Origin of the sequence: Trichococcus patagoniensis (assembly GCF_003051085.1) — a bacterium.
Lineage (GTDB): Bacteria > Bacillota > Bacilli > Lactobacillales > Aerococcaceae > Trichococcus > Trichococcus patagoniensis.
This window is the reverse complement of the sequence record NZ_QAOM01000009.1, coordinates 57116-79662: the sequence shown is the minus strand read 5'-3', so window position 1 is coordinate 79662 and position 22547 is coordinate 57116. Positions and strand designations below refer to the sequence as shown.

26 protein-coding genes, 1 other RNA gene and 1 pseudogene are annotated in these 22547 nt (G+C 43.3%); 21 read left to right on the top strand and 7 right to left on the bottom strand.

Translation table 11 applies throughout. From position 1 onward, the window contains the following. The first annotated feature begins 2 nt into the window (after positions 1 to 2). The 13 genes from fabK (at position 3) to C8U37_RS07540 (ending at position 11029) form a co-directional block, all read left to right on the top strand. The gene (gene fabK / locus C8U37_RS07600) at positions 3 to 962 is read left to right on the top strand and encodes an enoyl-[acyl-carrier-protein] reductase FabK (RefSeq protein WP_108032657.1); all 960 of its coding nucleotides are present in this window, start codon (positions 3 to 5) and stop codon (positions 960 to 962) included. A gap of 21 nt (positions 963 to 983) precedes the next feature. Further along, positions 984 to 1910 (top strand): ACP S-malonyltransferase, encoded by a 927-nt coding sequence (fabD, locus tag C8U37_RS07595; RefSeq protein ID WP_108032656.1) that lies wholly within the window; start codon positions 984 to 986, stop codon positions 1908 to 1910. A gap of 29 nt (positions 1911 to 1939) precedes the next feature. After that, on the top strand, positions 1940 to 2671 hold the full coding sequence (fabG, locus tag C8U37_RS07590) for a 3-oxoacyl-[acyl-carrier-protein] reductase (RefSeq protein WP_108032655.1): 732 nt from the start codon (positions 1940 to 1942) through the stop codon (positions 2669 to 2671). Positions 2672 to 2686: 15 nt separating this feature from the next. After that, positions 2687 to 3922, top strand: a complete 1236-nt coding sequence (gene fabF, locus C8U37_RS07585) for a beta-ketoacyl-ACP synthase II (protein ID WP_108032654.1) — start codon at positions 2687 to 2689, stop codon at positions 3920 to 3922. A gap of 3 nt (positions 3923 to 3925) precedes the next feature. Next, on the top strand, positions 3926 to 4387 hold the full coding sequence (accB, locus tag C8U37_RS07580) for an acetyl-CoA carboxylase biotin carboxyl carrier protein (RefSeq protein ID WP_108032653.1): 462 nt from the start codon (positions 3926 to 3928) through the stop codon (positions 4385 to 4387). 18 nt (positions 4388 to 4405) lie between these two features. After that, positions 4406 to 4837 carry a 3-hydroxyacyl-ACP dehydratase FabZ gene (gene fabZ / locus C8U37_RS07575; protein ID WP_086984727.1) on the top strand — a complete coding sequence of 144 codons (432 nt, stop codon included), beginning with the start codon at positions 4406 to 4408 and terminating at the stop codon, positions 4835 to 4837. 1 nt (position 4838) lies between these two features. Next, positions 4839 to 6215: an acetyl-CoA carboxylase biotin carboxylase subunit gene (locus tag C8U37_RS07570; protein WP_108032652.1), complete on the top strand. Its 1377-nt coding sequence runs from the start codon at positions 4839 to 4841 to the stop codon at positions 6213 to 6215. 36 nt (positions 6216 to 6251) lie between these two features. Continuing rightward, the gene (accD, locus tag C8U37_RS07565; RefSeq protein ID WP_108032651.1) at positions 6252 to 7127 is read left to right on the top strand and encodes an acetyl-CoA carboxylase, carboxyltransferase subunit beta; all 876 of its coding nucleotides are present in this window, start codon (positions 6252 to 6254) and stop codon (positions 7125 to 7127) included. After that, entirely contained in the window at positions 7124 to 7906 is a 783-nt protein-coding gene (accA, locus tag C8U37_RS07560) for an acetyl-CoA carboxylase carboxyl transferase subunit alpha (protein WP_107995161.1), read from the top strand. The genes accD and accA overlap by 4 nt, the downstream gene beginning before the upstream one ends. Positions 7907 to 8035: 129 nt before the next feature. Next, positions 8036 to 9007, top strand: coding sequence for a tetratricopeptide repeat protein (locus C8U37_RS07555; RefSeq protein WP_108032650.1), 972 nt, complete (start codon positions 8036 to 8038; stop codon positions 9005 to 9007). Positions 9008 to 9121: 114 nt separating this feature from the next. Beyond that, complete coding sequence (locus C8U37_RS07550) at positions 9122 to 9334, top strand: cold-shock protein (protein ID WP_108032649.1); 213 nt, start codon at positions 9122 to 9124, stop codon at positions 9332 to 9334. 80 nt (positions 9335 to 9414) lie between these two features. Continuing rightward, positions 9415 to 9825 carry a ribonuclease HI family protein gene (locus tag C8U37_RS07545; RefSeq protein WP_170100218.1) on the top strand — a complete coding sequence of 137 codons (411 nt, stop codon included), beginning with the start codon at positions 9415 to 9417 and terminating at the stop codon, positions 9823 to 9825. Positions 9826 to 10048: 223 nt separating this feature from the next. Beyond that, positions 10049 to 11029, top strand: coding sequence for an aldo/keto reductase (locus C8U37_RS07540; protein WP_108032647.1), 981 nt, complete (start codon positions 10049 to 10051; stop codon positions 11027 to 11029). A gap of 135 nt (positions 11030 to 11164) precedes the next feature. On the opposite strand, the gene C8U37_RS14655 is transcribed toward C8U37_RS07540, so the two are convergent. Continuing rightward, a complete protein-coding gene (locus C8U37_RS14655; RefSeq protein ID WP_245879787.1) occupies positions 11165 to 11326 on the bottom strand; it encodes a hypothetical protein in 162 nt (53 codons plus the stop codon). A 75-nt stretch (positions 11327 to 11401) separates the two neighbouring features. After that, a complete protein-coding gene (locus tag C8U37_RS14650; protein ID WP_281257498.1) occupies positions 11402 to 11833 on the bottom strand; it encodes an SDR family NAD(P)-dependent oxidoreductase in 432 nt (143 codons plus the stop codon). Between the two features lie 38 nt (positions 11834 to 11871). Between C8U37_RS14650 and C8U37_RS07530 the strand changes: the two genes are divergently transcribed. After that, on the top strand, positions 11872 to 12123 hold the full coding sequence (locus C8U37_RS07530; RefSeq protein ID WP_245879785.1) for an MDR/zinc-dependent alcohol dehydrogenase-like family protein: 252 nt from the start codon (positions 11872 to 11874) through the stop codon (positions 12121 to 12123). A gap of 119 nt (positions 12124 to 12242) precedes the next feature. Here the strand turns inward: C8U37_RS07530 and C8U37_RS07525 are convergent, their stop codons facing one another. After that, positions 12243 to 13214 carry an alpha/beta hydrolase gene (locus C8U37_RS07525; RefSeq protein WP_108032646.1) on the bottom strand — a complete coding sequence of 324 codons (972 nt, stop codon included), beginning with the start codon at positions 13212 to 13214 and terminating at the stop codon, positions 12243 to 12245. 156 nt (positions 13215 to 13370) lie between these two features. Further along, positions 13371 to 13919 carry a TetR/AcrR family transcriptional regulator gene (locus C8U37_RS07520; RefSeq protein WP_108032645.1) on the bottom strand — a complete coding sequence of 183 codons (549 nt, stop codon included), beginning with the start codon at positions 13917 to 13919 and terminating at the stop codon, positions 13371 to 13373. 180 nt (positions 13920 to 14099) lie between these two features. Here C8U37_RS07520 and C8U37_RS07515 point away from each other — a divergent pair, with 180 nt between their 5' ends. The 7 genes and pseudogenes from C8U37_RS07515 (at position 14100) to C8U37_RS07480 (ending at position 20328) form a co-directional block, all read left to right on the top strand. Next, entirely contained in the window at positions 14100 to 15161 is a 1062-nt protein-coding gene (locus C8U37_RS07515) for an alkene reductase (protein ID WP_108032644.1), read from the top strand. Between the two features lie 569 nt (positions 15162 to 15730). Next, positions 15731 to 17174: pseudogene (locus tag C8U37_RS07505) on the top strand (glycoside hydrolase family 1 protein). Between the two features lie 113 nt (positions 17175 to 17287). After that, positions 17288 to 17638: a cyclophilin-like fold protein gene (locus tag C8U37_RS07500; RefSeq protein ID WP_108032642.1), complete on the top strand. Its 351-nt coding sequence runs from the start codon at positions 17288 to 17290 to the stop codon at positions 17636 to 17638. 30 nt (positions 17639 to 17668) lie between these two features. Continuing rightward, a complete protein-coding gene (locus C8U37_RS07495; protein WP_108032641.1) occupies positions 17669 to 18520 on the top strand; it encodes an aldo/keto reductase in 852 nt (283 codons plus the stop codon). 15 nt (positions 18521 to 18535) lie between these two features. After that, a complete protein-coding gene (locus tag C8U37_RS07490) occupies positions 18536 to 19258 on the top strand; it encodes a dihydrofolate reductase family protein (protein WP_281257497.1) in 723 nt (240 codons plus the stop codon). 150 nt (positions 19259 to 19408) lie between these two features. Continuing rightward, positions 19409 to 19984, top strand: coding sequence for a cyclophilin-like fold protein (locus C8U37_RS07485; RefSeq protein ID WP_108032640.1), 576 nt, complete (start codon positions 19409 to 19411; stop codon positions 19982 to 19984). A gap of 23 nt (positions 19985 to 20007) precedes the next feature. Next, entirely contained in the window at positions 20008 to 20328 is a 321-nt protein-coding gene (locus C8U37_RS07480; protein ID WP_108032639.1) for a hypothetical protein, read from the top strand. A gap of 38 nt (positions 20329 to 20366) precedes the next feature. On the opposite strand, the gene C8U37_RS07475 is transcribed toward C8U37_RS07480, so the two are convergent. From C8U37_RS07475 to gpsB, 3 genes are all read right to left on the bottom strand, one after another. Then, positions 20367 to 21539 carry a THUMP domain-containing class I SAM-dependent RNA methyltransferase gene (locus C8U37_RS07475; RefSeq protein WP_108032638.1) on the bottom strand — a complete coding sequence of 391 codons (1173 nt, stop codon included), beginning with the start codon at positions 21537 to 21539 and terminating at the stop codon, positions 20367 to 20369. A 122-nt stretch (positions 21540 to 21661) separates the two neighbouring features. After that, an RNA gene (rnpB, locus tag C8U37_RS07470) (RNase P RNA component class B) lies at positions 21662 to 22027 on the bottom strand. Between the two features lie 18 nt (positions 22028 to 22045). Beyond that, positions 22046 to 22387 carry a cell division regulator GpsB gene (gpsB, locus tag C8U37_RS07465; protein WP_068559682.1) on the bottom strand — a complete coding sequence of 114 codons (342 nt, stop codon included), beginning with the start codon at positions 22385 to 22387 and terminating at the stop codon, positions 22046 to 22048. Positions 22388 to 22547 lie beyond the last annotated feature (160 nt).

Sequence of the window (22547 nt, the reverse complement as noted above, 5' to 3'; positions counted from 1 at the left end):
GTATGAAGTCAGAATTATGTGAATTATTAGGCATCCAATATCCAATCATTCAAGGAGCAATGGCGTGGGTAGCGGATGCTGATTTGGCAAGTGCCGTTTCCAATGCTGGTGGGCTTGGTCTTATAGGGACTGGACATGATAGTGTGGATGTAGCGAATGAAAAAATTTCGAAAATGAAAGCATTGACGAATAAGCCTTTTGGCGTAAACATCATGCTTTTGAATCCGCATGTTGATGCTATTGTTGAAGCAGTGATCGCTTCTGGCGTTAAGGTTGTCACAACCGGCGCGGGAAGTCCAGCCCGCTATATGAACCAATTCAAAGAAGCAGGCATCACAGTCATTCCGGTTGTGGCTTCCGTAGCTTTAGCGAGAAGAATGGAGAAAGACGGCGCACACGCTGTCGTTGTCGAAGGCATGGAATCCGGTGGACACATCGGAAGAACAACGACAATTGCCCTGGTTCCTCAGGTTGTCGATGCCGTTTCCATTCCTGTCATCGCTGCCGGCGGTATTGGTGACGGACGCGGGATGGCGGCTGCTTTTATGTTGGGCGCATCTGCTGTTCAAGTCGGGACCCGTTTTGTAGTTGCCAAAGAATCCAATGCCCATCAAAATTTCAAGAATGCCATCCTTAAAGCGAAAGACATCGACACAGTCATTACCGGTCAGATTACCGGGCATCCTGTTCGTGTGTTGCGCAACAAGTTGACCAGAGAATATCTGCAAGTCGAGAAAGAAGAGACGAGCAAGGAAAATCCGGACTTCGCAAAACTTGAAGAAATGGGCAAAGGCGCTCTGAGAAGAGCGACTGTCGATGGTGATAAAGACTACGGTTCGATGATGGCCGGACAGATTGCCGGTTTGATTTCGAAGGAACAGACGTGTCACGATATCATACAAGAGTATATGACGGAATGCAAAGAAGTTATCTTGGCCCAAGCAAAATTGTGGGCTGAGTAACAAATTTATAGAGGTGAAATAATGGCAACAGCTTTTGTCTATAGTGGTCAAGGTGCGCAATATTTCGGAATGGGTCAAGAACTTTATAACGAGTATGCCGTTGTGCGCACTGTTTTTGATGAAGCTTCAGCAACGCTTGGTTACGATGTTGCAGAATTATGTTTCCAAGAGAACGACAAGCTTCATTTAACTGAATATACACAACCAGCAATCTTAACGGTTAGCTACGCCCTTGATCAATTACTAGCTGAAAAGGGAATTCAGCCAGATTTTGTTGCAGGATTGAGCCTCGGAGAATATACAGCACTGGTGAAAGCCAATGCTTTTTCTTTTAATGAGGCTATTTCGCTCGTAGCAAAACGCGGCAAATACATGAGCGAGGCAGTGCCTGCAGGACGCGGCAAAATGGCCGCCGTCATGAATGCGGAACGCGCTGTCATCGAAGAATCTTGCAGGGAAGCAAGCGAAACAGCTTATGTAGCGCCTGCCAACTACAATATGCCGACGCAGATCGTCATCGGCGGGGAAATCGAAGGCGTCAATAAAGCCATCGAAATCCTTGAGTCCAAAGGCGTGAAGCGCATCATCCCGTTGAATGTCAGTGGTCCTTTTCATACAGCTCTGTTGCATCCTGCAGCGGAAAAGTTGGAAGTGGCTTTGGCTGAAGTGACTGTCGATGAGCCGAAGATACCGGTTGTAGGCAATACCGAAGCGACCATCGTAACAAGGGACGCCATCAAGGGTCTGTTGGTGCGTCAGATCGAATCGCCGGTTTTATGGGAAGACAGCGTCCGCAAGCTGGTTGAACTGGGTGTGGACACCTTCGTAGAAGTCGGCCCTGGCACGACTTTAAGCAAATTCATCAAAAAAATCAATAAAGAGGTCACTGTATACAATGTGGAGGATCTAAAATCCTTCAACAAGACCCTTGAAGCGTTACAAAAATAAAGAGATCTGACAAGAAATGAGGGATAGTCTTGGATTTAAAAGGAAAGACGGTCATCGTCACTGGTAGTTCAAGAGGAATCGGGGAAGCCATCGCTGAAGCGTATGCGAAACGTGGAGCCAATATCGTTCTGAACGCACGCAAACCGATTGCTGAAGAAAAAGTTGCGCATCTGGAATCCTACGGCGTCACTGTCAAAACACTCTTAGGCGATGTCAGCGATTTTCAGACCGCCAAAGAAATCGTCAGCCAAGCCAAAGAACTTTTCGGTTCCGTTGATGTTTTGGTTAACAATGCAGGGATCACCCGCGACAAATTGATCATGCGCATGGATGAAGAGGATTTCGATGCCACTTATCAAGTGAATCTGAAGGGTACCTTCAATATGATCCGCCACGCTTTGCCGCTGATGCTGAAGCAAAGAGCCGGCAGCATCATCAATATCTCAAGCGTCGTCGGTGAAACCGGAAATACAGGGCAGGCCAACTATGCTGCCAGCAAAGCCGGAATCATCGGATTGACGAAATCTGTCGCCCGTGAAGCTGCAACAAGAGGCATTACTTGTAATGCCATTGCTCCAGGATTCATCGAAACGGAAATGACGGATGTTCTTTCAGAAAAGATTCAGGAACAAATGTTGACGCAAATCCCATTGAAACGATTTGGAAAAGCCGAAGAAGTGGCAAACACTGCTGTCTTCTTAAGTGAGAATTCTTACATCACCGGCCAGACCATCAGTGTCAATGGCGGCATGTACATGTAAGTCAGGAGGATAAATATGAATCGCGTTGTAATTACAGGTATGGGTGCTATCACACCTTTAGGAAATACAGTCACTGAATATTGGGACGGCATCAAAAACGGTAAAAACGGTATTGCTGCCATCACCAATTTTGACGCAAGCGAAACGGGCATTTCTGTCGCAGGTGAAGTGAAAGACTTCGATGCGACTCTGTATATGGACCGTAAAGAACACAAGCGTATGGATCTGTTTTCGCAATATGCGGTAGCAGCCTCAGCTCAAGCCGTGGAAGAAAGCGGCATCGACATGGAGAAAATCGATGCGGATCGCTTTGGCGTTACCATCGGGTCTGGTGTCGGCGGCTTCATGACTATGGAATCCGGCATCATCAAAATGCATGAAAAAGGACCGAAACGCGTTCCGCCTATGTTCGTACCAATGGCGATCGGAAACATGGCAGCAGGAAATACTGCCATCAAATTCGGCGCCAAAGGACCAAGCATGGACATCGTTACTGCTTGTGCTTCCGCGACAAACTCAATCGGAGAAGCGTTCCGCAGCATCAAACATGGTTATGCAGACCTGATGCTTGCAGGTGGTGCTGAAGCAACGGTCTGCGAAATCGGCATCGCTGGTTTTGCGGCACTGACTGCTTTGTCCACAAGCACTGATCCGGATCGCGCTTCCATTCCTTTCGACAAAGAGAGAAATGGTTTTGTAATGGGTGAAGGAGCGGGCATCTTGATGCTTGAAAATCTTGATCACGCATTGGAACGCGGCGCAAACATCTTGGCTGAAGTTGTCGGATACGGCGTCACTTGTGATGCTTACCATATGACGGCTCCATCAGCTGATGGAAGCGGAGCTGGCAAAGCGATGCTCCTAGCCATGAAAGAAGCGGGCATCACTCCGGCGCAAGTTGATTACATCAATGCTCACGGAACAAGCACGGCAGCAAACGACTCCGGCGAAACGGCTGCCATCAAATACGCTTTCGGCGAAGAAGCCTACAACGTCGCTATTTCAAGCACAAAGAGCATGACTGGTCATCTATTGGGCGCTGCCGGCGGTATCGAAGCTGTTGCCTGCGTTAAAGCCATTCAAGACGACTTCCTGCCGCCTACAATCGGGTTCCAAGTGGCTGATGAAGGCTGCGATCTGGACTACATCCCGAACGTTGGACGTGAAAAAGAAGTCACTTACACATTGAGCAACTCTTTGGGCTTCGGCGGCCACAATGCCGTACTATGTTTCAAAAAATGGGAGGCTTAATACGTGAATATTGAAGATGTAAAAAGCCTCATTTCCTTGATCGATGAATCGACCTTGACTGAGTTGCATTATCAGACTGGCGACTTTCAACTTTTGTTGTCCAAGAACAAGTTGGTCCAATCGAACCAACAGTCAAGCGACAGCGTTCCGGCTGCAGCTCCAACTCCAGCAGTGACTGCTCCGGTCCAAAACATCAAAGAAGCCGTTTCTGAAGCGACTGCGAAAAAAGAAGGACAGATCATTACTTCTCCGATTGTCGGCGTTGTTTACCTTTCACCGACTCCGGATGCGAAACCGTATGCCACTAAAGGCCAAACCATCGCTAAAGGCGATGTAGTCTGCTTGGTGGAAGCAATGAAACTTATGAATGAAATCAAAAGCGAATTCGATGGGGAAATCGTTGAAGTGTTGGTTGAAAATGAACAAATTGTTGAATACAACCAACCGTTGTTCCGCATCGTCTAAAAAAAGGAGATTATTAAAATGAGTTTATTAAGCGCACAAGAAGTTATGGCTATCATCCCGAACCGTTACCCAATTTTCTTCATCGACAAAGTTGAAGAGTTGACACCAGGCGAACACATCGTCTGCTACAAAAACGTAACCATCAATGAACCGTTCTTCCAAGGACATTTCCCTGGCGAACCAGTAATGCCGGGTGTATTGATCGTTGAAGCATTGGCTCAAGCAGGATCTATCCCGTTGTTGACATTACCGGATTTCGAAGGACAAACAGCTTACTTAGGCGGATTGAATAAAGTCAAATTCCGTCAAAAAGTTGTTCCTGGCGACGTTTTGCGCCTTCAAGTGGATATCATCAAATTGAAAAAATTTGCAGGTATCGGTTATGGACAAGCTTTTGTCGGAGACAAAAAAGTTTGTGAAGTTGAAATGACATTCATCATTGGTAGATAATATGTTTACGAAGGTATTGATCGCAAATAGAGGAGAAATTGCTGTCAGGATCATTCGGGCTTGTCATGAATTAGGAATCCAGACGGTAGCGGTCTATTCTGAAGCTGACCGCGAAGCGTTGCATACACAACTGGCCACTCAGGCTATCTGTATCGGTCCTGCAAAAGCGAGCGATTCCTATTTGAATATGACAAGCATTTTGAGTGCGGCAGTCGTTACGGGAGCCCAAGCCATCCATCCAGGCTTCGGTTTCCTCTCGGAAAACAGCGCATTCGCCACAATGTGCGAAGAAATGAATATCCGATTCATCGGACCTTCTTCCACCATCATCGACCTGATGGGCAACAAAGCAAACGCCCGCAAAACGATGATTGCAGCAGGCGTGCCTGTGACCCCGGGAAGCGAAGGCTACATCTCTTCATACGAAGAGGCAGTGCTGCAAGCAGAGAAAATCGGTTATCCGGTCATCCTGAAAGCTGCTGCTGGCGGCGGCGGTAAAGGGATGCGGAAAGTCTACCAAGAAAACGGTTTGGAGGCAGCCTTCAGTCAAGCGAAAGCGGAAGCCAAGGCAGCCTTCGGAGATGACCGCATGTATCTTGAAAAGATCATCACACCGGCTCGTCACATCGAAGTGCAGATTTTAGGGGATTCATTCGGCAATGTTGTCCATCTGGGCGAACGCGATTGCTCACTTCAGCGTAATCATCAGAAAGTGCTGGAAGAGAGCCCGTCCACGTTCATCACTGAAGCTACGCGCAAAGCCATGGGAGACGTCGCCATCCGAGCGGCCAAACATGTCGGCTATACGAATGCAGGTACGATCGAGTTCCTCGTCGATGCCGAACAACGTTTCTATTTCATGGAAATGAACACGCGTATCCAAGTGGAGCATCCGGTAACCGAAATGGCGACTGGCATCGATATCGTCAAGGAACAATTGCGCATCGCAAGCGGTGAGCCTTTGTCCTTTACGCAAGATGAGGTAGCCATCACCGGTCACACAATCGAGTGCCGTATCAACGCTGAAAATCCGGCTTTGGGCTTCCGCCCTTCATCCGGGAAAATCGACTACCTGTTCTTGCCTAGCGGCGGGAATGGACTGCGTGTCGAAAGCGCCATGTATGGCGGATATGTGATTCCGCCATTCTATGACTCGATGATCGCCAAAATCATCACAAAAGGCGACAACAGAAGTGAAGCAATCGCCAAAATGAGGCGTGCGCTTCAGGAGCTGGTCATCGAAGGAGTCGACACGAACCAATTCTTCCAGGAAGATATTCTGCAGGATCCTAATTTCATTTCCGGAGATTACGATACGGAATATCTTCAGAATGTGTTCCTGAAAACGTGGGCACCTGAAGAAGAGGAAAGTGTATAAATCAATTAGTCAAGAAGTCACACTAGAGGTGAGGAAATGAAATTATTTCGTAAGCGTCCTTACATTCAGATAGCTCAAGTTCCCGCTTCAAAAGCAGACGATCAGAAACCGATCGTTCCTGAAGGCTTATGGGAAAAATGCCCGAATTGTCAAAAGACGATCTACAGCAAGGATTTGGGGAAAGATAAAGTATGCCCGCATTGTGCCTATAATTTCAGGATTTCGGCATATGAACGCATTTCCAATATCGTTGATGAAGGTTCTTTTGATGAATGGAACGCGCTCATGCCCGAAGAAAATCCATTGGCTTTTCCGGGGTATGAGAACAAACTGAAGATTGCCAAAGAAAAAACGGGACTTGACGAGGCGGTTGTAACCGGCGCGGCATTCATCAATAAGCATAAAGTTGCTTTGTGTGTGATGGATTCGAACTTTATCATGGCAAGCATGGGGAAAGTTGTCGGCGAGAAGCTGACGCTCGCGTTTGAACGCGCAACGTCAGAAAAACTCCCGATCATCGTCTTCACGGCTTCGGGCGGCGCCAGAATGCAAGAGGGCATCATGTCCTTGATGCAGATGGCGAAAGTCAGCGTTGCAGTCTCCAATCACAGTAAAGCAGGACTGTTGTACATCACAGTCCTGACCGACCCGACGACTGGGGGCGTAACGGCCAGCTTTGCGATGCAAGGGGATATCATCCTGGCTGAAACAGGGGCGACTGTCGGTTTCGCCGGCAAACGCGTCATCGAACAGACAATCAAAGCGAAATTGCCTGAAGGCTTCCAGACGGCTGAAAAAGTGCTGGAAAATGGCTTTATCGACAAAATTGTAGCCAGAAAAGATTTAAAGAGAGCATTGCAGCATCTTTTGCTGTTGCATGCTCCTGCAGAAAAGGCGGGTGAAGTGCAGTGAAGGATGTCAAAGAAATTATCACATCTGCAAGAAGCATCTCCCGTCTGACGGCGACAGAAATGATCCATGCCATCTGTGAAGGTTTTGTTGAATTCCACGGCGACAGAAAATTCGGTGACGACCCTGCTATCGTCGGAGGAATCGCATTGCTGGATGACATGCCGGTAACCGTCATCGGAACGCAAAAAGGCCATGATGTGACTGAAAATGTCTATCGGAATTTCGGGTCACCGCATCCGGAAGGCTATCGTAAAGCGATCCGTTTGATGAAGCAGGCGGAGAAATTCAATCGTCCGATCGTAACTTTCATCAATACCTCAGGTGCTTTTTGCGACGTCGATTCTGAGGACCGAGGCATAGGTGAAGCAATCGCTGAATCGCTTTTGGTGATGAGTCAACTGACGGTTCCTTTCATCGCTATCTTCATCGGCGAGGGAGGCAGCGGCGGTGCATTGGCGCTGGCGATGGGCAACGAGGTTTGGATGTTGGAGAATACCATGTATTCTGTCCTGTCTCCGGAAGGCTTTGCCTCCATTTTATGGAAGGATTCCTCACGATCCGATGAAGCAGCCAAAGTAATGAAGTTGACGCCTGATGATCTTTTTTCATTGGACGTCATCGACAAAATCATTATGGAAACCCGTAGGAAAGTGGCCCGTAAATCGGATGATGTCATGTTGGAACTGAAGCGGGAATTGAGTGCCAAGCTGAAAGAGCTGAAGCAACTGACTCCAGCTGAATTGGTCGAGCAAAGACAAAAACGATTCCGGAACTATTGATTCAAAATCAAGAACAGCTACGGACCGTCCGCACAGCATCAGCTGTGTGGGCGGTTTTTTTCGCGTTCGCTTTTGTGTTATAATGACCTAACAGGAAAATCAGCTTAAACTTAGATTGGGGTGATGGAAATGGGAGAAAGAATTGTTTTTCCACTAAATTACGAGGGATACTTGAAAAAGGGATTGTTGGCATTTGAAGAGGGGAATCTGCAGCTTGCGGAAGAATGGATCGGCAAGGCTGTTGCCATCAAAAAAGCGGACGATATCCTCCCGCTGTATCTTATGTTGCTGCAGGAGACCGATCAAGCAGAGAAGAGTGTGGAAATGATAACCGAAATGCGTCCGGATATTGCTTCCTCCATTTCGGTGGACGACATCGATTTCCTTTACTTGAAAGGCTTGTCGCATTCCGGATCATTCGACATGGCCCGCGAGCAAATCGAAGCACGCAAAAATACTTTCGGTCTGTCGATGGAACATCAATTCGCTTTGGAGCAATTGGAGGCTGAAGTCGAAAAAGTTGAGCTTAAGAATTTGGAGAAGAAGCTGAAAAAAAGTTCAGAAATACTCAAGGCAGAAAAAAGCATCGATACGCAACCGTTCCACAAGCAACAAGCCTATGCGCAACAATTGAAGGAATTGGAGGATGACCAATTCGGCAAAATAGCGCAACGCCTGCTCATGAACAACAATCTCCACCGGATGCTCAAGACAGAGATCATCCATCAATTTCTGGCGCGCGGGCTCCATCCAACGCTAACTGTCAGATTGGACGGGACCGAAGAAAAATTGGATCTGGCTGGAGTTGTCCCGTTGATCGACTCGAAAACATACAAAGAAGGCATGGCGTACATCCGGGAAGAAATCGCCAATAAAAACCCGACTATGGCGGATGCTATGGAGAATGCCTTCTTCATGCAATTATCCCTCCTTTATCCGTTCGAAGACAGGACGATCCTATCCGTGACGGAATGGCTGGAGGTGCTCTACCGCATTTACAACGGGACCGGATCGACGGGCGAGCCAAGCGAAAAGAGCATCCGTGATGAAATTGAACGATTGGAAAATAAGCTGGCCGAATTTTTTGGTTTTTTTGAATAAGTGCAAATGAAGCTATCAGAATAATTGACTCTAAAGGGATTCCTCTCTATAATGAGGGTAACCCGTCTTTGTGAAAGCAGTTCCAAAGAAATGAGTGTTGAAGGAGGATGTACAATGGAATTTGGCAAAGTAAAGTGGTTCAATAATGATAAAGGGTATGGTTTTATTGAACTCGATCAACAGGATGACGACATTTTCGTACATTTTACCGGTATAGCTGGAGAAGGCTTCAAAAGACTTGAAGAAGGGCAACGCGTTCAGTTCGATATCGCTGAAGGCGTCAGAGGACCACAGGCCACTAATGTGATCGTCTTGGCAGGATCATAAAAAAAGTACAGTAAACCGCAAAGGTGAGGGGAATCCATTCAGGATTTTCTTTCACCTTTGTTTTTTAGGATGTGGAACATTTGATAAAATTATTTGTCGATGGGGCGGCCACCGGAAAAGAAGGGTATGCTGCCATCGGGATTTTGATCGTTGAGGACGGCGTACAAGAGCAGATAGGCCTACCTTTAGAGGACAGAATGGATAATCATCGGGCCGAATTCGAAGCGCTCCTGTATGGATTGCGTCATCTGAAAAAACACAGCAAACAGGATCAGCTCGTCTTTTGTTACACCGACAGTAAACTCGTTGCCGAGTCGATCAGGAAAAAGTATACCAAAAAAGCGGAACATAAACTTTTGCTGGAAGAGACTTTGCAGCAATTGGCTGCGTTCACCAACTTTTATCTGGAATGGATTCCGGAAAAGGAAAACAAAGGGGCCGATAATCTCGCGAAAAAAGCGCTCTATCAGCTCACCAAAAAGAAAAAATGAGTCCGGATTACTATCTGGGTAAATACGAAGTAAATATTCCATAACTCAAAAAAGCCATCTCCTTTTGTAATGAAGAGGGGATGGCCTTTTTGCTTGCCTCTATTCGCTGCTTCGTGCAATCAAGTTGTTGATTATCCTTGACTTTGAGTCCACTTCAAGGAGTATACTGTCAGCAACATAGGAAACTTCTATGTCATCAAATTGAAGTTGGAGGGGTATGCTAATGGATTATGTGAAATTCGGCAATACAGGGATGGATGTTTCAAGGATTTGTTTGGGAGCCATGGGATTCGGCGATCCGAACAGCGGCTTTCATAATTGGGTACTGGAAGAAGCAGAGAGCAGAAACGTCATCAAAAGTGCGTTGGATTTGGGGATCAATTTCTTCGATACGGCAAACATCTACTCATACGGAGCCAGTGAAAGCATACTCGGGAAAGCCTTGAACGATTACGCCAACCGAGATGAGATCGTGGTGGCGACAAAAGTACATCAGAAGATGCGCCAGGCACCGAACGGAGGGGGCCTTTCCCGCAAAGCGATCCTGACTGAAATCGATCACAGTCTGGAAAGGTTGGGCATGGACTATGTGGACCTTTACATCATCCACCGGTGGGACTACAACACACCGATCGAGGAAACGATGGAAGCTTTGCATGATGTCGTGAAATCCGGCAAAGCCCGCTATATCGGCGCATCCGCCATGTTCGGGTGGCAATTTGCCAAAGCGCAATCTGTTGCCGAAAAAAACGGCCTGACAAAGTTTGTTTCGATGCAGAATCACCTGAATCTGTTGTACCGGGAGGAAGAACGGGAGATGTTGCCGTTGTGCGCCGATCAGAAGATTGCTGTGACGCCATACAGCCCGCTGGCTTCAGGGAGGCTCACCCGTGATTGGTCGGCCACTACGAAACGCTTTGAAACGGATCAAATGGCGAAATACAAATACGATACAACCGAAGCGCAGGACCGCGTCATCGTGGAACGGGTTGCAGCGATTGCCGAAAAATATGGCGTCGAGAGAGTTCAGGTTGCTTTGGCTTGGCTGCTGCAGAAGGATCAAGTCGTTGCGCCGATCATCGGGGCAACAAAGGAAAGCCATCTGACCAGCGCCATTTCGGCTCTTGACTTCAAGCTTTCTGCGGAGGACATCCTTTCTCTGGAAGAACCATACATCCCTCATCACATAATGGGGCACAACTAAAAAGCTCGTGTGCATAAATCATCAAACAACAAATAAGCCCGAATGGATTCCTGTTTCCAGGAGACCCATTCGGGCTTTCTTTTCTTATCCTGATGAGTGTGCGGATCAGTGTCGCCTTTGTTCAGGCGGCAGGGATTATTTCTTGTAGTCCGTTGAGGCTGCAAGTTCTGTTTGCGTCCTGAAATCGGCTAAGCGGTTCTCAAGCGTAGAGATTGTGCTTGCCAACGCTTGTGAACCGAGGACCATGCGCAGCGGGGCGGGTGTGATGTCGACGCTTTCAATGATCCGTATTGCCATCTCGGCAGGATTTCCGGGTGCCAATACCTTGGTTGAATCAAGCATCGCAAGAAAGCTGTGCGCCGGGTTGCCGTCTTACTCAGGCATCAGGTCAGCGACTTGTGCGCTACCGTAGCGGAATTCAGTCCGTGCGCCGCCTGGCTCTACAAGGGTCACACCGATGTTGAAAGATTCAACTTCCTGGGCGACGGATTCGCAGAAGCCTTCGATCCCGAATTTTGTGGCATGGTACATGGAGTTTCCCGGGAAAGCGACTTGTCCGCCATAGCCAGCGTTATTGATGATGACATCGATTTCTCCGTGTTTTACAAAAGATTCCTTCACAACTTGATGTACCGTGGGCGTATCGGTCACATCAAGGATCTGGCAATCGAACAGCGTCGGGTACTCCGTAATCAAATCAGAAATTTTGGCTTTATTGTGCACCGTTCCGAGCACCGTATCGACTTTATCCAACAACGGTTTGGTCAGTTCGTAGCCAAAACCACTACTCACACCTGTAATCATCCATGTTTTATCTAAGTTTGTTAAGATTGGATGGAACTATGGTCAACGTAGGCGCCCCTTCAGAAGCGGCTCATTTGCATATTAACAGATTGCTCGGTGCTCGCAAGTCATTCGTGGGTTCGGCAATTGGCGGAATTAAAGAGACACAAGAGATGCTTGATTTCTGTGGCAAACATAATATTACTCCAGAAATCGAATTGACATCTGCGGATAAAATTGATGAAGCCTACGAACGCGTGCTTCATTCAGATGTAAGATATCGTTTCGTGATTGATACCCAAACAATTTAATAATGCTCAAAAAAGTAGAACCTCCCAACTATTCATTATTGAGAGGTTCTACTTTTTTGTGTTCTGGAACAAATTAAATGCGTAAAGTTTCTGTGATGGTAATTAATTCCCTAGATGAATTAATCCAAATATTTTTGGAAAAACTCTGTTATCTCATCAAATGGAATAATATCCATCTGGTCGTATAAATCAGTGTGAGAAGCGCTTGGAATGATCTTGATTGTTTTGTTATTACCCTCTAGGTTTTTAAATGCGTCTTGACTAAAGTAAAGCGAATGCGCTTTTTCTCCATGAATCATGAAAACTGCGGTACGAATTTCATTACTATATTGTGAAAGTGGCATATTCATAAATGATAGAGAAGAAGTAATATTCCATCCATCATTAGAATTTAGTGAACGTTTATGGTAACCACGATCTGTTTTATAGTAATCATAGTAATCTTTTACGAAAACAGGTGCATCTTCCGGAAGAGGATCTACCACCCCACCGGCACGCTCATACTCTCCATTTTTATAGTCTGCAATTCTTTGCGCGTTTAAATTTACTCTGGTTTCGTAGCGTTCTTCTTCTCCCATAGCATCAAAATATCCTTGGGCATTTACACGCGACATATCGTACATCGTAGAAGTTACAGTGGCTTTTATTCTTGTGTCAATCGCGGCTGCATTTAGTGCCATTCCTCCCCAACCACATATACCTATGATTCCAATTTTTTCAGGATCAATATTTTCTTGGACAGACAAGAAATCTATTGCGGCTTGAAAGTCCTCTGTATTAATATCGGGCGATGCCACATAACGCGGTGTTCCACCACTTTCTCCAGTGAATGACGGATCAAAAGCAATAGTCAAAAATCCTCTTTCAGCCATCAGTTGGGCATATAAGCCAGAGGACTGCTCTTTAACGGCACCAAATGGGCCGCTAACAGCAATTGCTGGAAGTTTTCCTTCAGCATTTTTAGGTTCATAAAGATCAGCGACCAAGGTGATTCCATAGCGACTATGGAAAGTTACTTTACGATGATTCACTGTTTCACTTTGTGGAAAAACTTTGTCCCATTCCTGTGTGATTGTTAATTCTTCTGTCATAATCTATTTCCTCTCCTTTAATCATGATAGTGATGCATCCACATTTGAATGCATCATTATCATAACTCTTAACCTTGACTTGAAGTCAAATGAATTTATTGATGTAAAGAACTAAGTAATTTTTAGGGGAGGTTTTAAGTATCGCCCGATATATGCTCATTCTAAAGATTTATTGACTATGTTATCCAAAAGTTTTCCAACTTTAGCGGACACTTGATTTGCGGTCAATGGCATTTCATTGGTTACCCACCATTCTACAATTCCAACATAAGCATTTGCGATAAAGTGTACTTGAATTTCTTTGTCCGGGGAATTTATTGAAGGATCCATACTTTTCTCAAATTCTTTGATATTGAAGGCCAGAAATCTACAGCGAAAGTACCTCGCACCTTCACTTGCTAGCATTGTAGAGAAAAATAAATGATTTTCTTGGAAGTACATAAGACTGTGCAGAATAAATTTCTTATAATCTATTGTAACGCCATCGCAAAATGAGCTGATCGTATTCATATGTTCTTCCATAATTTTATCCAGAAGATCAAATTTATCTAAATAATGATGATAGATTGTTCCGCGATTCACATCAGCTTGATCAGCGATATCCTGTATTGTAATCGAATCAAAGTCTTTTTCAGACATCAATTCTATCAATGCTGTTTTAATTGCTGTTTGACTCTTTGCTACCCTACGATCGGTTTTTTTCATGAAGTCCACCTGGCTTATGCTTATTTTCAACAAAAAAGATAGGTTTGTTTATTATTCAACAGATTCAATATTTTTAACCATTGTCTATTTGCTGACTCCTTTTATAATAGTAGACAAGTGTTGAATAATCAATCACTGTTGTAGTTCGACAAGAAATGAATTGGAAAGTAGGATATTATTATGGGAAATTTATGGGGAAAAATTAAAGTTGGGAATATGGAATTGCCTCATCGCTTGGCTTTGGCACCTATGACGAGAAGCAGGGCCCATACAGATGGCACACCATCAGACTTAGCTGTGGAATATTACAGTCAAAGAGCTTCTTTAGGATTATTGATAAGTGAAGGAACTCAACCTTCAGAAGATGGACAGGGATACTTAAATACGCCTGGAATTTATAACGAAAATCATATCAAGGGCTGGGAAAAAGTTAGCGACAAAGTGCATGAAAACGGCGGCTATCTATTTATTCAATTGATGCACGTTGGCAGAATGTCTCATCCAGACAACACACCTCATCACCGAAAAGCGCTAGCTCCGTCTCCAATTGCTGCAGAAGAAAAAATATTTACATCAAAGGGGTTATTGGATATTCCGGCGCCAAGGGAGATTCAAACAGATGAAATTGCTCGGTTGATCGAAGAGTTTCGTCATGCAGCAGCTTCTGCGATCCAAGCAGGTGCTGACGGTGTAGAGATTCATGGAGCAAATGGGTATTTGTTGCATCAATTTTTTGGGGAAAATACAAACCAAAGAACAGATGCTTATGGTGGTTCGATTGAAAACAAAGCTCGTTTTGCTATTGAAGTGACAAAAGCTGTTGTAGATGAAATTGGTGCTGATAAAGTTGGATTTAGAATTTCTCCTGGGGCTCCTTTAGGTGGAGTAAGAGAAGGGGAACCTGGTAATCGTTTGTATGAATATCTTGTTGCAGAACTGAACAAGTTAGAATTAGCCTATCTCCATGTGATGCATTTAGGAAACGAACAATTATTAAAATCGGTTAGAGAAAAATGGTCCGGAATCTTACTTGTGAATAGAGCTGGTCGTGCATTGGAAGATATTAGTATAGATTTATATCAAAACCTGGCTGATGTTATACCTGTAGGATCTTGGGCAATCGCTAATCCAGATCTTGTTGTGAGATTAAAAAAAGAAAAAATAAAGCTTAATGAAATAAACAAAGACACTATTTATGGCGGTGGGGCGGAAGGGTATGTAGACTATCCCTTCCTGCAATAAATAACAGAATATGAATAAGATTATGGTTAGAAAGTTGCGGGAAAGAACATTCTGTCAAACTGAATCTGTAACCATATCAAGTAACAAAAAACCACGAAAGTTGTTTGATCAACATGTTTGTTTATTTGAATAGACCATTTGAGAGATCTGGTGCTTTCGGTCCAGCTTTGTAAATAATTAATTGGTTGATGTTGGCAGTAATCCCAGCAACCACACCTAAAATAGTAACGAGTACAATCGTTGTTACATAAATACTGTCTGCAAAAAACATTAGAATATATATAGTAATCAATGCAAATTGAATAGTAAATATTGTTTCATTTACGTTCGTTATAAGAATTCTACCAGCAATGATATTTCTTACAATATTTGTTAAGCCATAGATTGATAGAACAAGACTAATCCTAGGTGTTGACAAAAGAGTAATGTTTTCCAAAAAATCGGACAAGTAGCTGTAAAAACCAAATAAAGCACCATTCAACAAAATAACTAATAAGATAGCAATTGACTTAATGTGGACATTAAGTGATAAGATGAAAATAAATTAGTTCTTATTAGGAGGAACAAAGATGGCTTTTAAAGAAGGATTTTTATGAGGTGGCGCTACCGCTGCAAACCAATGCGAAGGAGCCTATGATGTCGATGGAAAAGGTTTATCTGTCGCAGATGCAATGCCTGGTGGAAAGGAACGATTTTCCATCATCTCAGCTCCCGAATTTAATTGGGAGCTTGATACAGTTAGATACCGTTATCCAAATCATCTAGGAATTGATCATTATCGCCGCTTTAAAGAAGATATTGCGCTATTTGCAGAAATGGGGTTCAAATCTTATCGTTTTTCAATTGCTTGGAGTCGGATTTTTCCAAAAGGGGACGAGTCAGAGCCGAATGAACAAGGTTTGATATTCTATGACGCCTTAATTGATGAGTGTTTGAGATATAATATTGAACCCGTGGTAACTATATCACATTATGAAATGCCATTGCATTTAGCAAAGGCGTACGGTGGTTGGAAAAATAGAGATTTGGTTACGTTCTTTGAACGCTATGCCAAAGTATTGTTCGAACGCTTTGCACCTAAAGGAAAAATATTGGATGACATTTAATGAAATCAACTCTGCAATGGAATTCCCCGCCTTATCTCAAGGGTTGATTCCAGCAACTGGAGCAAATGATTACACAAATCGCTTTCAAGCATGGCATCACCAATTTGTGGCCAGCGCATTAGCAGTAAAGATCGGAAAAAGCTTGCGAAAAGATATTCAAATTGGTTGCATGCAAATCTATGCACCACTATATGCTTTTGACTGTAATCCAGAGAATCAATTTGCTTCTCAATTCAAGCAACGAGCATTTGACTATTTTACTAGTGATGTACAAGTAAGGGGATATTATCCAACTTACATCAACCAGTTATTAAAACAATACGATGCAGATATGCCAATTATGGAAAAAGGTGATAAGGCATTACTAAAAGAGAACGTAGTAGATTATATTGGATTTAGCTATTATATGAGCATGGCAATCAATGAGACAAGTTCTGAGGAGACAGATCCGGCAGCGGGCAACTTGATGGAGGGAGTACGCAATCCTTTTTTAGAAGCTAGTGAATGGGGATGGCAAATTGATCCGCTTGGGTTAAGAATTTCATTAAATGAGCTATGGGATCGCTATCAAGTGCCATTGTTCATTGTGGAAAATGGGTTAGGTGCTAAAGATACAATCGATGAAAATGGCCAAATTAATGATGATTATCGCATCGATTATTTAGCGAAACATATCCAAGCAATGGCCGACGCTGTAGATGATGGCGTGGATTTAATGGGTTACACACCTTGGGGATGTATTGATTTAGTTGCTGCATCCACCGCTGAAATGAGCAAAAGATATGGTTTTATTTATGTTGATTTGAATGATGAGGGGAATGGCACATTAGATCGTAAGAAAAAGAAATCTTTCGAATGGTATAAAAAGGTCATTGCTTCAAACGGAAATAGCGTAACTTCCAAATAAACAGATCTGTACCGTAACATGAATAATCTTCCTATAATATGGATATCATATTATAGGAAGATTATTTCAGGAATACTGTTCATTAACTTAAATAAATGCGAGGAGAGATTAAGATGAGTAAAATTCTATTGACTGTCAATGGGGAGACGTTTCGGGCAACATTAGAAAGTAATCATGCCGTGGAAGCTTTTCTGAACCGATTACCCATTGTAATCAAAATGAATGAGATGAATGGGAATGAAAAGTACTATGATTTTTCTGAAGGTTTTCCTACTGAGAGTGAACGGGTCGATAGGGTGAAGTCAGGTGAACTGATGCTGTTTGGCTCAAACACGCTCGTTCTTTTCTATAAAAATTTCTCGACTGCTTATACTTACACACGATTGGGCGCATTAGATAATCTGAGTAATTTAGCGAAAGTATTAGGCAGAAAAGATGTCTCTGTGAAAATTGAACAGGAGTAAGCACTAAAAATAGATTTAGGAGGAAAGACAATGATTCAGCCAGTAAAAATAAATAGTACTGACGTTTTTCCTATAGGTATTGGTACATATAATATTGGCAATCATCGAGTAGACGAAGCCCGGGAAATTGAGGTAATAACCGCTGGTATTGCTTCAGGTGCCCAAGTGATTGATACGGCAGAAATGTATGGCAAGGGGCTTTCAGAAAGATTGGTAGGCAAAGCCTTGCAACAAGTCGATAGAACATCGGTTTATTTAATCTCAAAAGTATTGCCCGAAAATGCTTCTAAAAAGCACTTGGCTCAAAGTTTAGAGCAATCGTTAGAGCGATTGGATGTACCATTTTTAGATATGTATTTGCTTCATTGGAAAAGTTCTGTTTCGATTGAGGAAACAATTGACGCAATGGAACAAGCGAAGGCTGATGGAAAAATTCGTGCATGGGGAGTATCTAATTTTGATACCCATGATTTAAAGAAAATGGCTAATTTAGCAAGTGGAAACCATTGCATGGCAAATCAAGTGAAATATAATTTAATAGATCGGGGAATTGAGTATGACTTGATTCCTTACATGCAACGAAATAAGATGCCGTTAATTGCCTATTCTCCAATTGCGAAAGGCAATTTAAAAGGATTGCTGCCATCACAAAAGCAATTGCTACAAACGATTGCAAATAATCATCAAGCCACCATCCCTCAAATTTTGTTGTCTTGGAGCATTCGCGACAGGCAGACAATTGCTATTCCTAAATCAAGTAATCATGCACACATGATGGATAATATTCATGCTGCTGAAATTCAGTTGCAGGATACGGAATTATCACAAATCAATCAATTTTTTAATAAACCAAATAAAAAACAATCACTTGCTTTGTGGTGATGAAAGGAAATAATTATGTTGAAAAGACCTTATGTTATAATTCACACACATACCTCTTTAGATGGAAAAATAAACAGTATGAAATTACCAGAATTTCAATCTGCCAGTCAACAGTATCAAGAACTAGCGTTAGATCCTGAGAAGCAAGTTTTCAATATTCAAGGATACTTGAATGGACGAATTACAACGGATGATAATACCACACATTATCGTGAACCCGAACTGAATGAACATGCGCAACCTGTTCCGCCAGGAGATTTCATTGCGAAACCTACCTCCTCAATGTACTACGTTTCGATTGACCCTTCAGGAAAATTAGGCTGGCAACAAAATTATGTTGATTATGGCAACAGAAAATCTCATGTAATTGAAGTGCTTACAGAAAAAGCCAGCAATGCCTATAAAGATTTTTTGAGACGGTTAAACATCTCTTATATTATTGCTGGTAAAGACATGTTAGATAAAGAACTTGCCCTTCATAAATTAGCAACGGATTTTAATATGCAAAAGATAATGATTGGTGGCGGAGGTACACTAAATTGGGCGTTCCTTCAAAATGGGCTTGTAGACGAAGTAAGCATTGTGATGGCTCCGATTGCTGATGGTGATCCTAACACACAAACATTGTTTATGGCTAAGGAACCATTATCAAGTATTGATCCTACTTCATTTTCGTTAATAGATGTCCGTCCTTTAAAAGATAGTACTGTTTGGTTGAGGTATAAAGTAATAAAGTGAATTTGATATAAATAATATTGATTCATTTTTTCCGAAAGTAATTTATGGAAAACATTTTAAAAGTTTAAGCAACACAAGTGATTTTGGAAGTAATATTAAGGTTCTAATTGAAACAGCACATGAAAAGTTACTTTGAGAGGATGAAATGTATTGAAAAAATGCTTATTTGGTGTTGCAATATTCTCTTGTTTATTAACAGGCTGTTCAATTGGAGGCAATGAAACGGTTCGGTCTTCAATTTATTCCTCCAATTCTATTGAGTTAAATTCTGATTTTAGTTCTTTGGAAACAGAAAAATCTTCTTTTTCAGATAGTGATATTGATGAGAGCGTTCAAAGTTCTGATTTCTCAATTGAAAATGGAATTCAGGATACAAATGCAATAACTATTACTATCGGTAATGAGATTTTTGAAGGAATATTGAATGACAACCTTTCAGCACAAGAGTTTAAGAATCTGTTACCTTTAACAATGACAATGACTGAATTGAACGGAAATGAAAAGTATTATAACCTTCCAGAGAATTTATCTAAGAGTAGTGAAAACGTTGATACAATAAATACTGGCGATTTAATGCTTTATGGATTAAATACTCTTGTTTTATTTTATGAAGATTTTGCTACCTCCTATTCATATACCCCAATCGGTTCATTTGATGATCCAAACAGACTAAGAAATGCTCTGGGAAATGGAAATATTGAAGTAATGTTGCAGCTATCGGAATAGAATAACATAAGTTGTAAATTGGATTGAACAAAGCGATTGAACAAAACATTGCATTGGTGCTGACAGGGAAAAGTGAATCAGCTAAACAAGCGTGTTGCGGCCGTCTCGTCGATAGCGGACCGAATCGTTTGCGTGATCAAAATGATCTGGAACTTGACAATCGCTTTGCCGTCTTCGCCAAAAGAATGGGAGCCATTTCAGCAACCGTAGCTGTAGACAATTTTGAGATGACGCCTGAATTACGCGCAGAAATCGGTTTGATTTCCTTTACCCCGGAACGGGTAACAGGGCGTTCAGAAAAAAGTTTACTATCCCCAAAAAAGCAGTCTGAACACCCTCGCTGATGCGGGGCCTTCAGACTGCTTTTATTTATTTGAAAAAATTATTTTTCTTTGGTTTCGCTGACGTCAAGCTCTTTTTTGATTCTTGGCGGGCGCGTTCCCCAATATTGGAAGAAATCGGTACGCAATCTGCCGTTGTAGAGTTTGCGTTTTTTCGTGGCTCTTTCGCCGTAGAATTCTTCGAAAAGCAATTCGCTTGTCAGGATGTATTTGCTCCATGTCTTCATCGGACGGAAAACTTGGCCCATCTCTTTGTAGAGTATCTCGATCTCTTCCTGATCGGAAAGACGCTCACCGTAGGGCGGGTTGCAGACGATCGTGCCGTATTCCTTGGTTGTTGTGAAGTCGGCCAAAGCCAACTGTTTGAAAGTGACATAATCCGCAACGCCTGCTTTTTCGGCATTGCTCTTCGCGATGGCGATGACATGCGGATCGATGTCCGAACCGCCGATATCCAACTTCACATCGAAGTTCGCCGCAGCTTTTGCTTCATTGCGGATGCGATCCCATAAACCTTCTTCGAAAATGTTCCATTCTTCGGAAGGGAATGAGCGCTTCAATCCTGGAGCGATGTTCAGGCCGATCAAGGCCGCTTCGATTGGAATCGTGCCGGAACCGCAAGTTGGGTCGTAGAAGGGACGGTCAGGGAACCAATTGGTCAACATCACCAAAGCGGCTGCCATATTTTCCTTCAAGGGTGCGCCACCTTTTTCGGAACGATAACCGCGTTTGAAAAGGCTGGAACCGCTCGTGTCGATCGTCAGGATCACTTCATCCTTATTGATGGCCACTTCGATCGGATAGAGTGCGCCGGATTCAGGCAAACGGGTACGACGGTGATAGTATTCACTCAGGCGGTTGACTATGGCCTTTTTGACGATCGCTTGGCAATCGGGCACACTGTACAAGGTCGACTTTTGCGATTTGCCGGAAACAGGGAATTCCGCATCCATCGGTAGGATTTGTTCCCACGGCAAAGCTTTCGTTTGCTCGAAAAGATCATCAAAAGTTTTTGCTTCGAATTTGCCGAATACAATTTTGATGCGGTCAGCGGTGCGCAGCCACAGATTGGTGGTGATGATGTCCGCTTCCGTACCGGAGAAGTAGGCTTTGCCGTTCTCGACCTGGACGTTGTAGCCCATTTTTTTCAGCTCATTGCCGGTGATGGCTTCGATGCCACTTGCGGCCGTAGCCATTAATTGATATGTTTTCATTTGTTGCTCCTTATTGTTTTGCCTTAGAAATTGCCGGATAATGCACGAAAAATGGGACAAAAATTAGCTTGTCCCATCCTCGATCGTATTCTTTTTGAAGAAAAAAAGCCTGATTTGTAAATTTCTGTAAGCCATGTTCTGTCGCGCCATCGGAGCCAGGCCTCTGATGGCGGAGGTAATTATCTATCTGCATTTCTGCCTCTTTCCCTCGTTCATTTCCTTGGAAAGAGTGCCCCTACCAAAGTTTGGGTTGCTCGCTCGAGGGGTTTACCGCGTTCCACCAGAAAGGTTTCCCCGTCTGCTTCGTCACTGTGGCACTTTCAAGAATACTCAGGCATAGGCAGAGCCCTTAGCCTTTTTTTCTGCCGTCAATCTATCGATTGCCTTAGCTTATTGTTTCGCTAAGCACGAACACTACAAGCATCTCAGCTTGTGCGAGCATGGACTTTCCTCAGCCTCCATGAAGGAGACCGCAATTACCCGAAATTTACAAATGTTTTTTGATGCTAGTTTGCTTCTTCGTTGGTTTCATCCAGTTTTGAACCGAATACATGTTTCTCCAAATTGGAAAGACGTTTCAGAATATCAAAATTCGTTACACCGCTGCCGACTGATGATACATTCGATTGGGTCGGCTTAGCTAAAACTGCTTGCTTCGTCAACTCATCCACACGGCTCATCAAACGTTCATTCTCGCTTTGAAGATAAGAAAGATCTTTTTGATAAGATTCATAATCTCTTATGATCATATCCAGATATTCATCGACTTCTGCAACATTATAGCCTCTCATAGCGCTTTTGAATTCTTTTTGCAGAATATCTTTAGTTGTTAGATTTTTATCTGCCATATTTGCACACCTCGTTAGTTGTCCTTGTTACCTAAACAGTATAGCATAAAATCGTAATATTAATAAGCAAATATTCTAATCAACATCATATCAGGCTTTTCGCATAAACTCAACCTATTTTTTTATTGTCCCCGTCGCTGTTCAGGAAAGACCTAAGTGA

Coding starts and splice junctions, on each gene's coding strand:
- fabK (WP_108032657.1), top strand. CDS start 3: ATGAAGTCAGAATTATGTGAATTATTAGGCATCCAATATCCAATCATT.
- fabD (WP_108032656.1), top strand. CDS start 984: ATGGCAACAGCTTTTGTCTATAGTGGTCAAGGTGCGCAATATTTCGGA.
- fabF (WP_108032654.1), top strand. CDS start 2,687: ATGAATCGCGTTGTAATTACAGGTATGGGTGCTATCACACCTTTAGGA.
- fabZ (WP_086984727.1), top strand. CDS start 4,406: ATGAGTTTATTAAGCGCACAAGAAGTTATGGCTATCATCCCGAACCGT.
- C8U37_RS07570 (WP_108032652.1), top strand. CDS start 4,839: ATGTTTACGAAGGTATTGATCGCAAATAGAGGAGAAATTGCTGTCAGG.
- accD (WP_108032651.1), top strand. CDS start 6,252: ATGAAATTATTTCGTAAGCGTCCTTACATTCAGATAGCTCAAGTTCCC.
- C8U37_RS07555 (WP_108032650.1), top strand. CDS start 8,036: ATGGGAGAAAGAATTGTTTTTCCACTAAATTACGAGGGATACTTGAAA.
- C8U37_RS07550 (WP_108032649.1), top strand. CDS start 9,122: ATGGAATTTGGCAAAGTAAAGTGGTTCAATAATGATAAAGGGTATGGT.
- C8U37_RS07540 (WP_108032647.1), top strand. CDS start 10,049: ATGGATTATGTGAAATTCGGCAATACAGGGATGGATGTTTCAAGGATT.
- C8U37_RS14655 (WP_245879787.1), bottom strand. CDS start 11,326: ATGGCAATACGGATCATTGAAAGCGTCGACATCACACCCGCCCCGCTG.
- C8U37_RS14650 (WP_281257498.1), bottom strand. CDS start 11,833: ATGATTACAGGTGTGAGTAGTGGTTTTGGCTACGAACTGACCAAACCG.
- C8U37_RS07530 (WP_245879785.1), top strand. CDS start 11,872: ATGGTCAACGTAGGCGCCCCTTCAGAAGCGGCTCATTTGCATATTAAC.
- C8U37_RS07525 (WP_108032646.1), bottom strand. CDS start 13,214: ATGACAGAAGAATTAACAATCACACAGGAATGGGACAAAGTTTTTCCA.
- C8U37_RS07520 (WP_108032645.1), bottom strand. CDS start 13,919: ATGAAAAAAACCGATCGTAGGGTAGCAAAGAGTCAAACAGCAATTAAA.
- C8U37_RS07515 (WP_108032644.1), top strand. CDS start 14,100: ATGGGAAATTTATGGGGAAAAATTAAAGTTGGGAATATGGAATTGCCT.
- C8U37_RS07500 (WP_108032642.1), top strand. CDS start 17,288: ATGAGTAAAATTCTATTGACTGTCAATGGGGAGACGTTTCGGGCAACA.
- C8U37_RS07495 (WP_108032641.1), top strand. CDS start 17,669: ATGATTCAGCCAGTAAAAATAAATAGTACTGACGTTTTTCCTATAGGT.
- C8U37_RS07490 (WP_281257497.1), top strand. CDS start 18,536: ATGTTGAAAAGACCTTATGTTATAATTCACACACATACCTCTTTAGAT.
- C8U37_RS07475 (WP_108032638.1), bottom strand. CDS start 21,539: ATGAAAACATATCAATTAATGGCTACGGCCGCAAGTGGCATCGAAGCC.
- gpsB (WP_068559682.1), bottom strand. CDS start 22,387: ATGGCAGATAAAAATCTAACAACTAAAGATATTCTGCAAAAAGAATTC.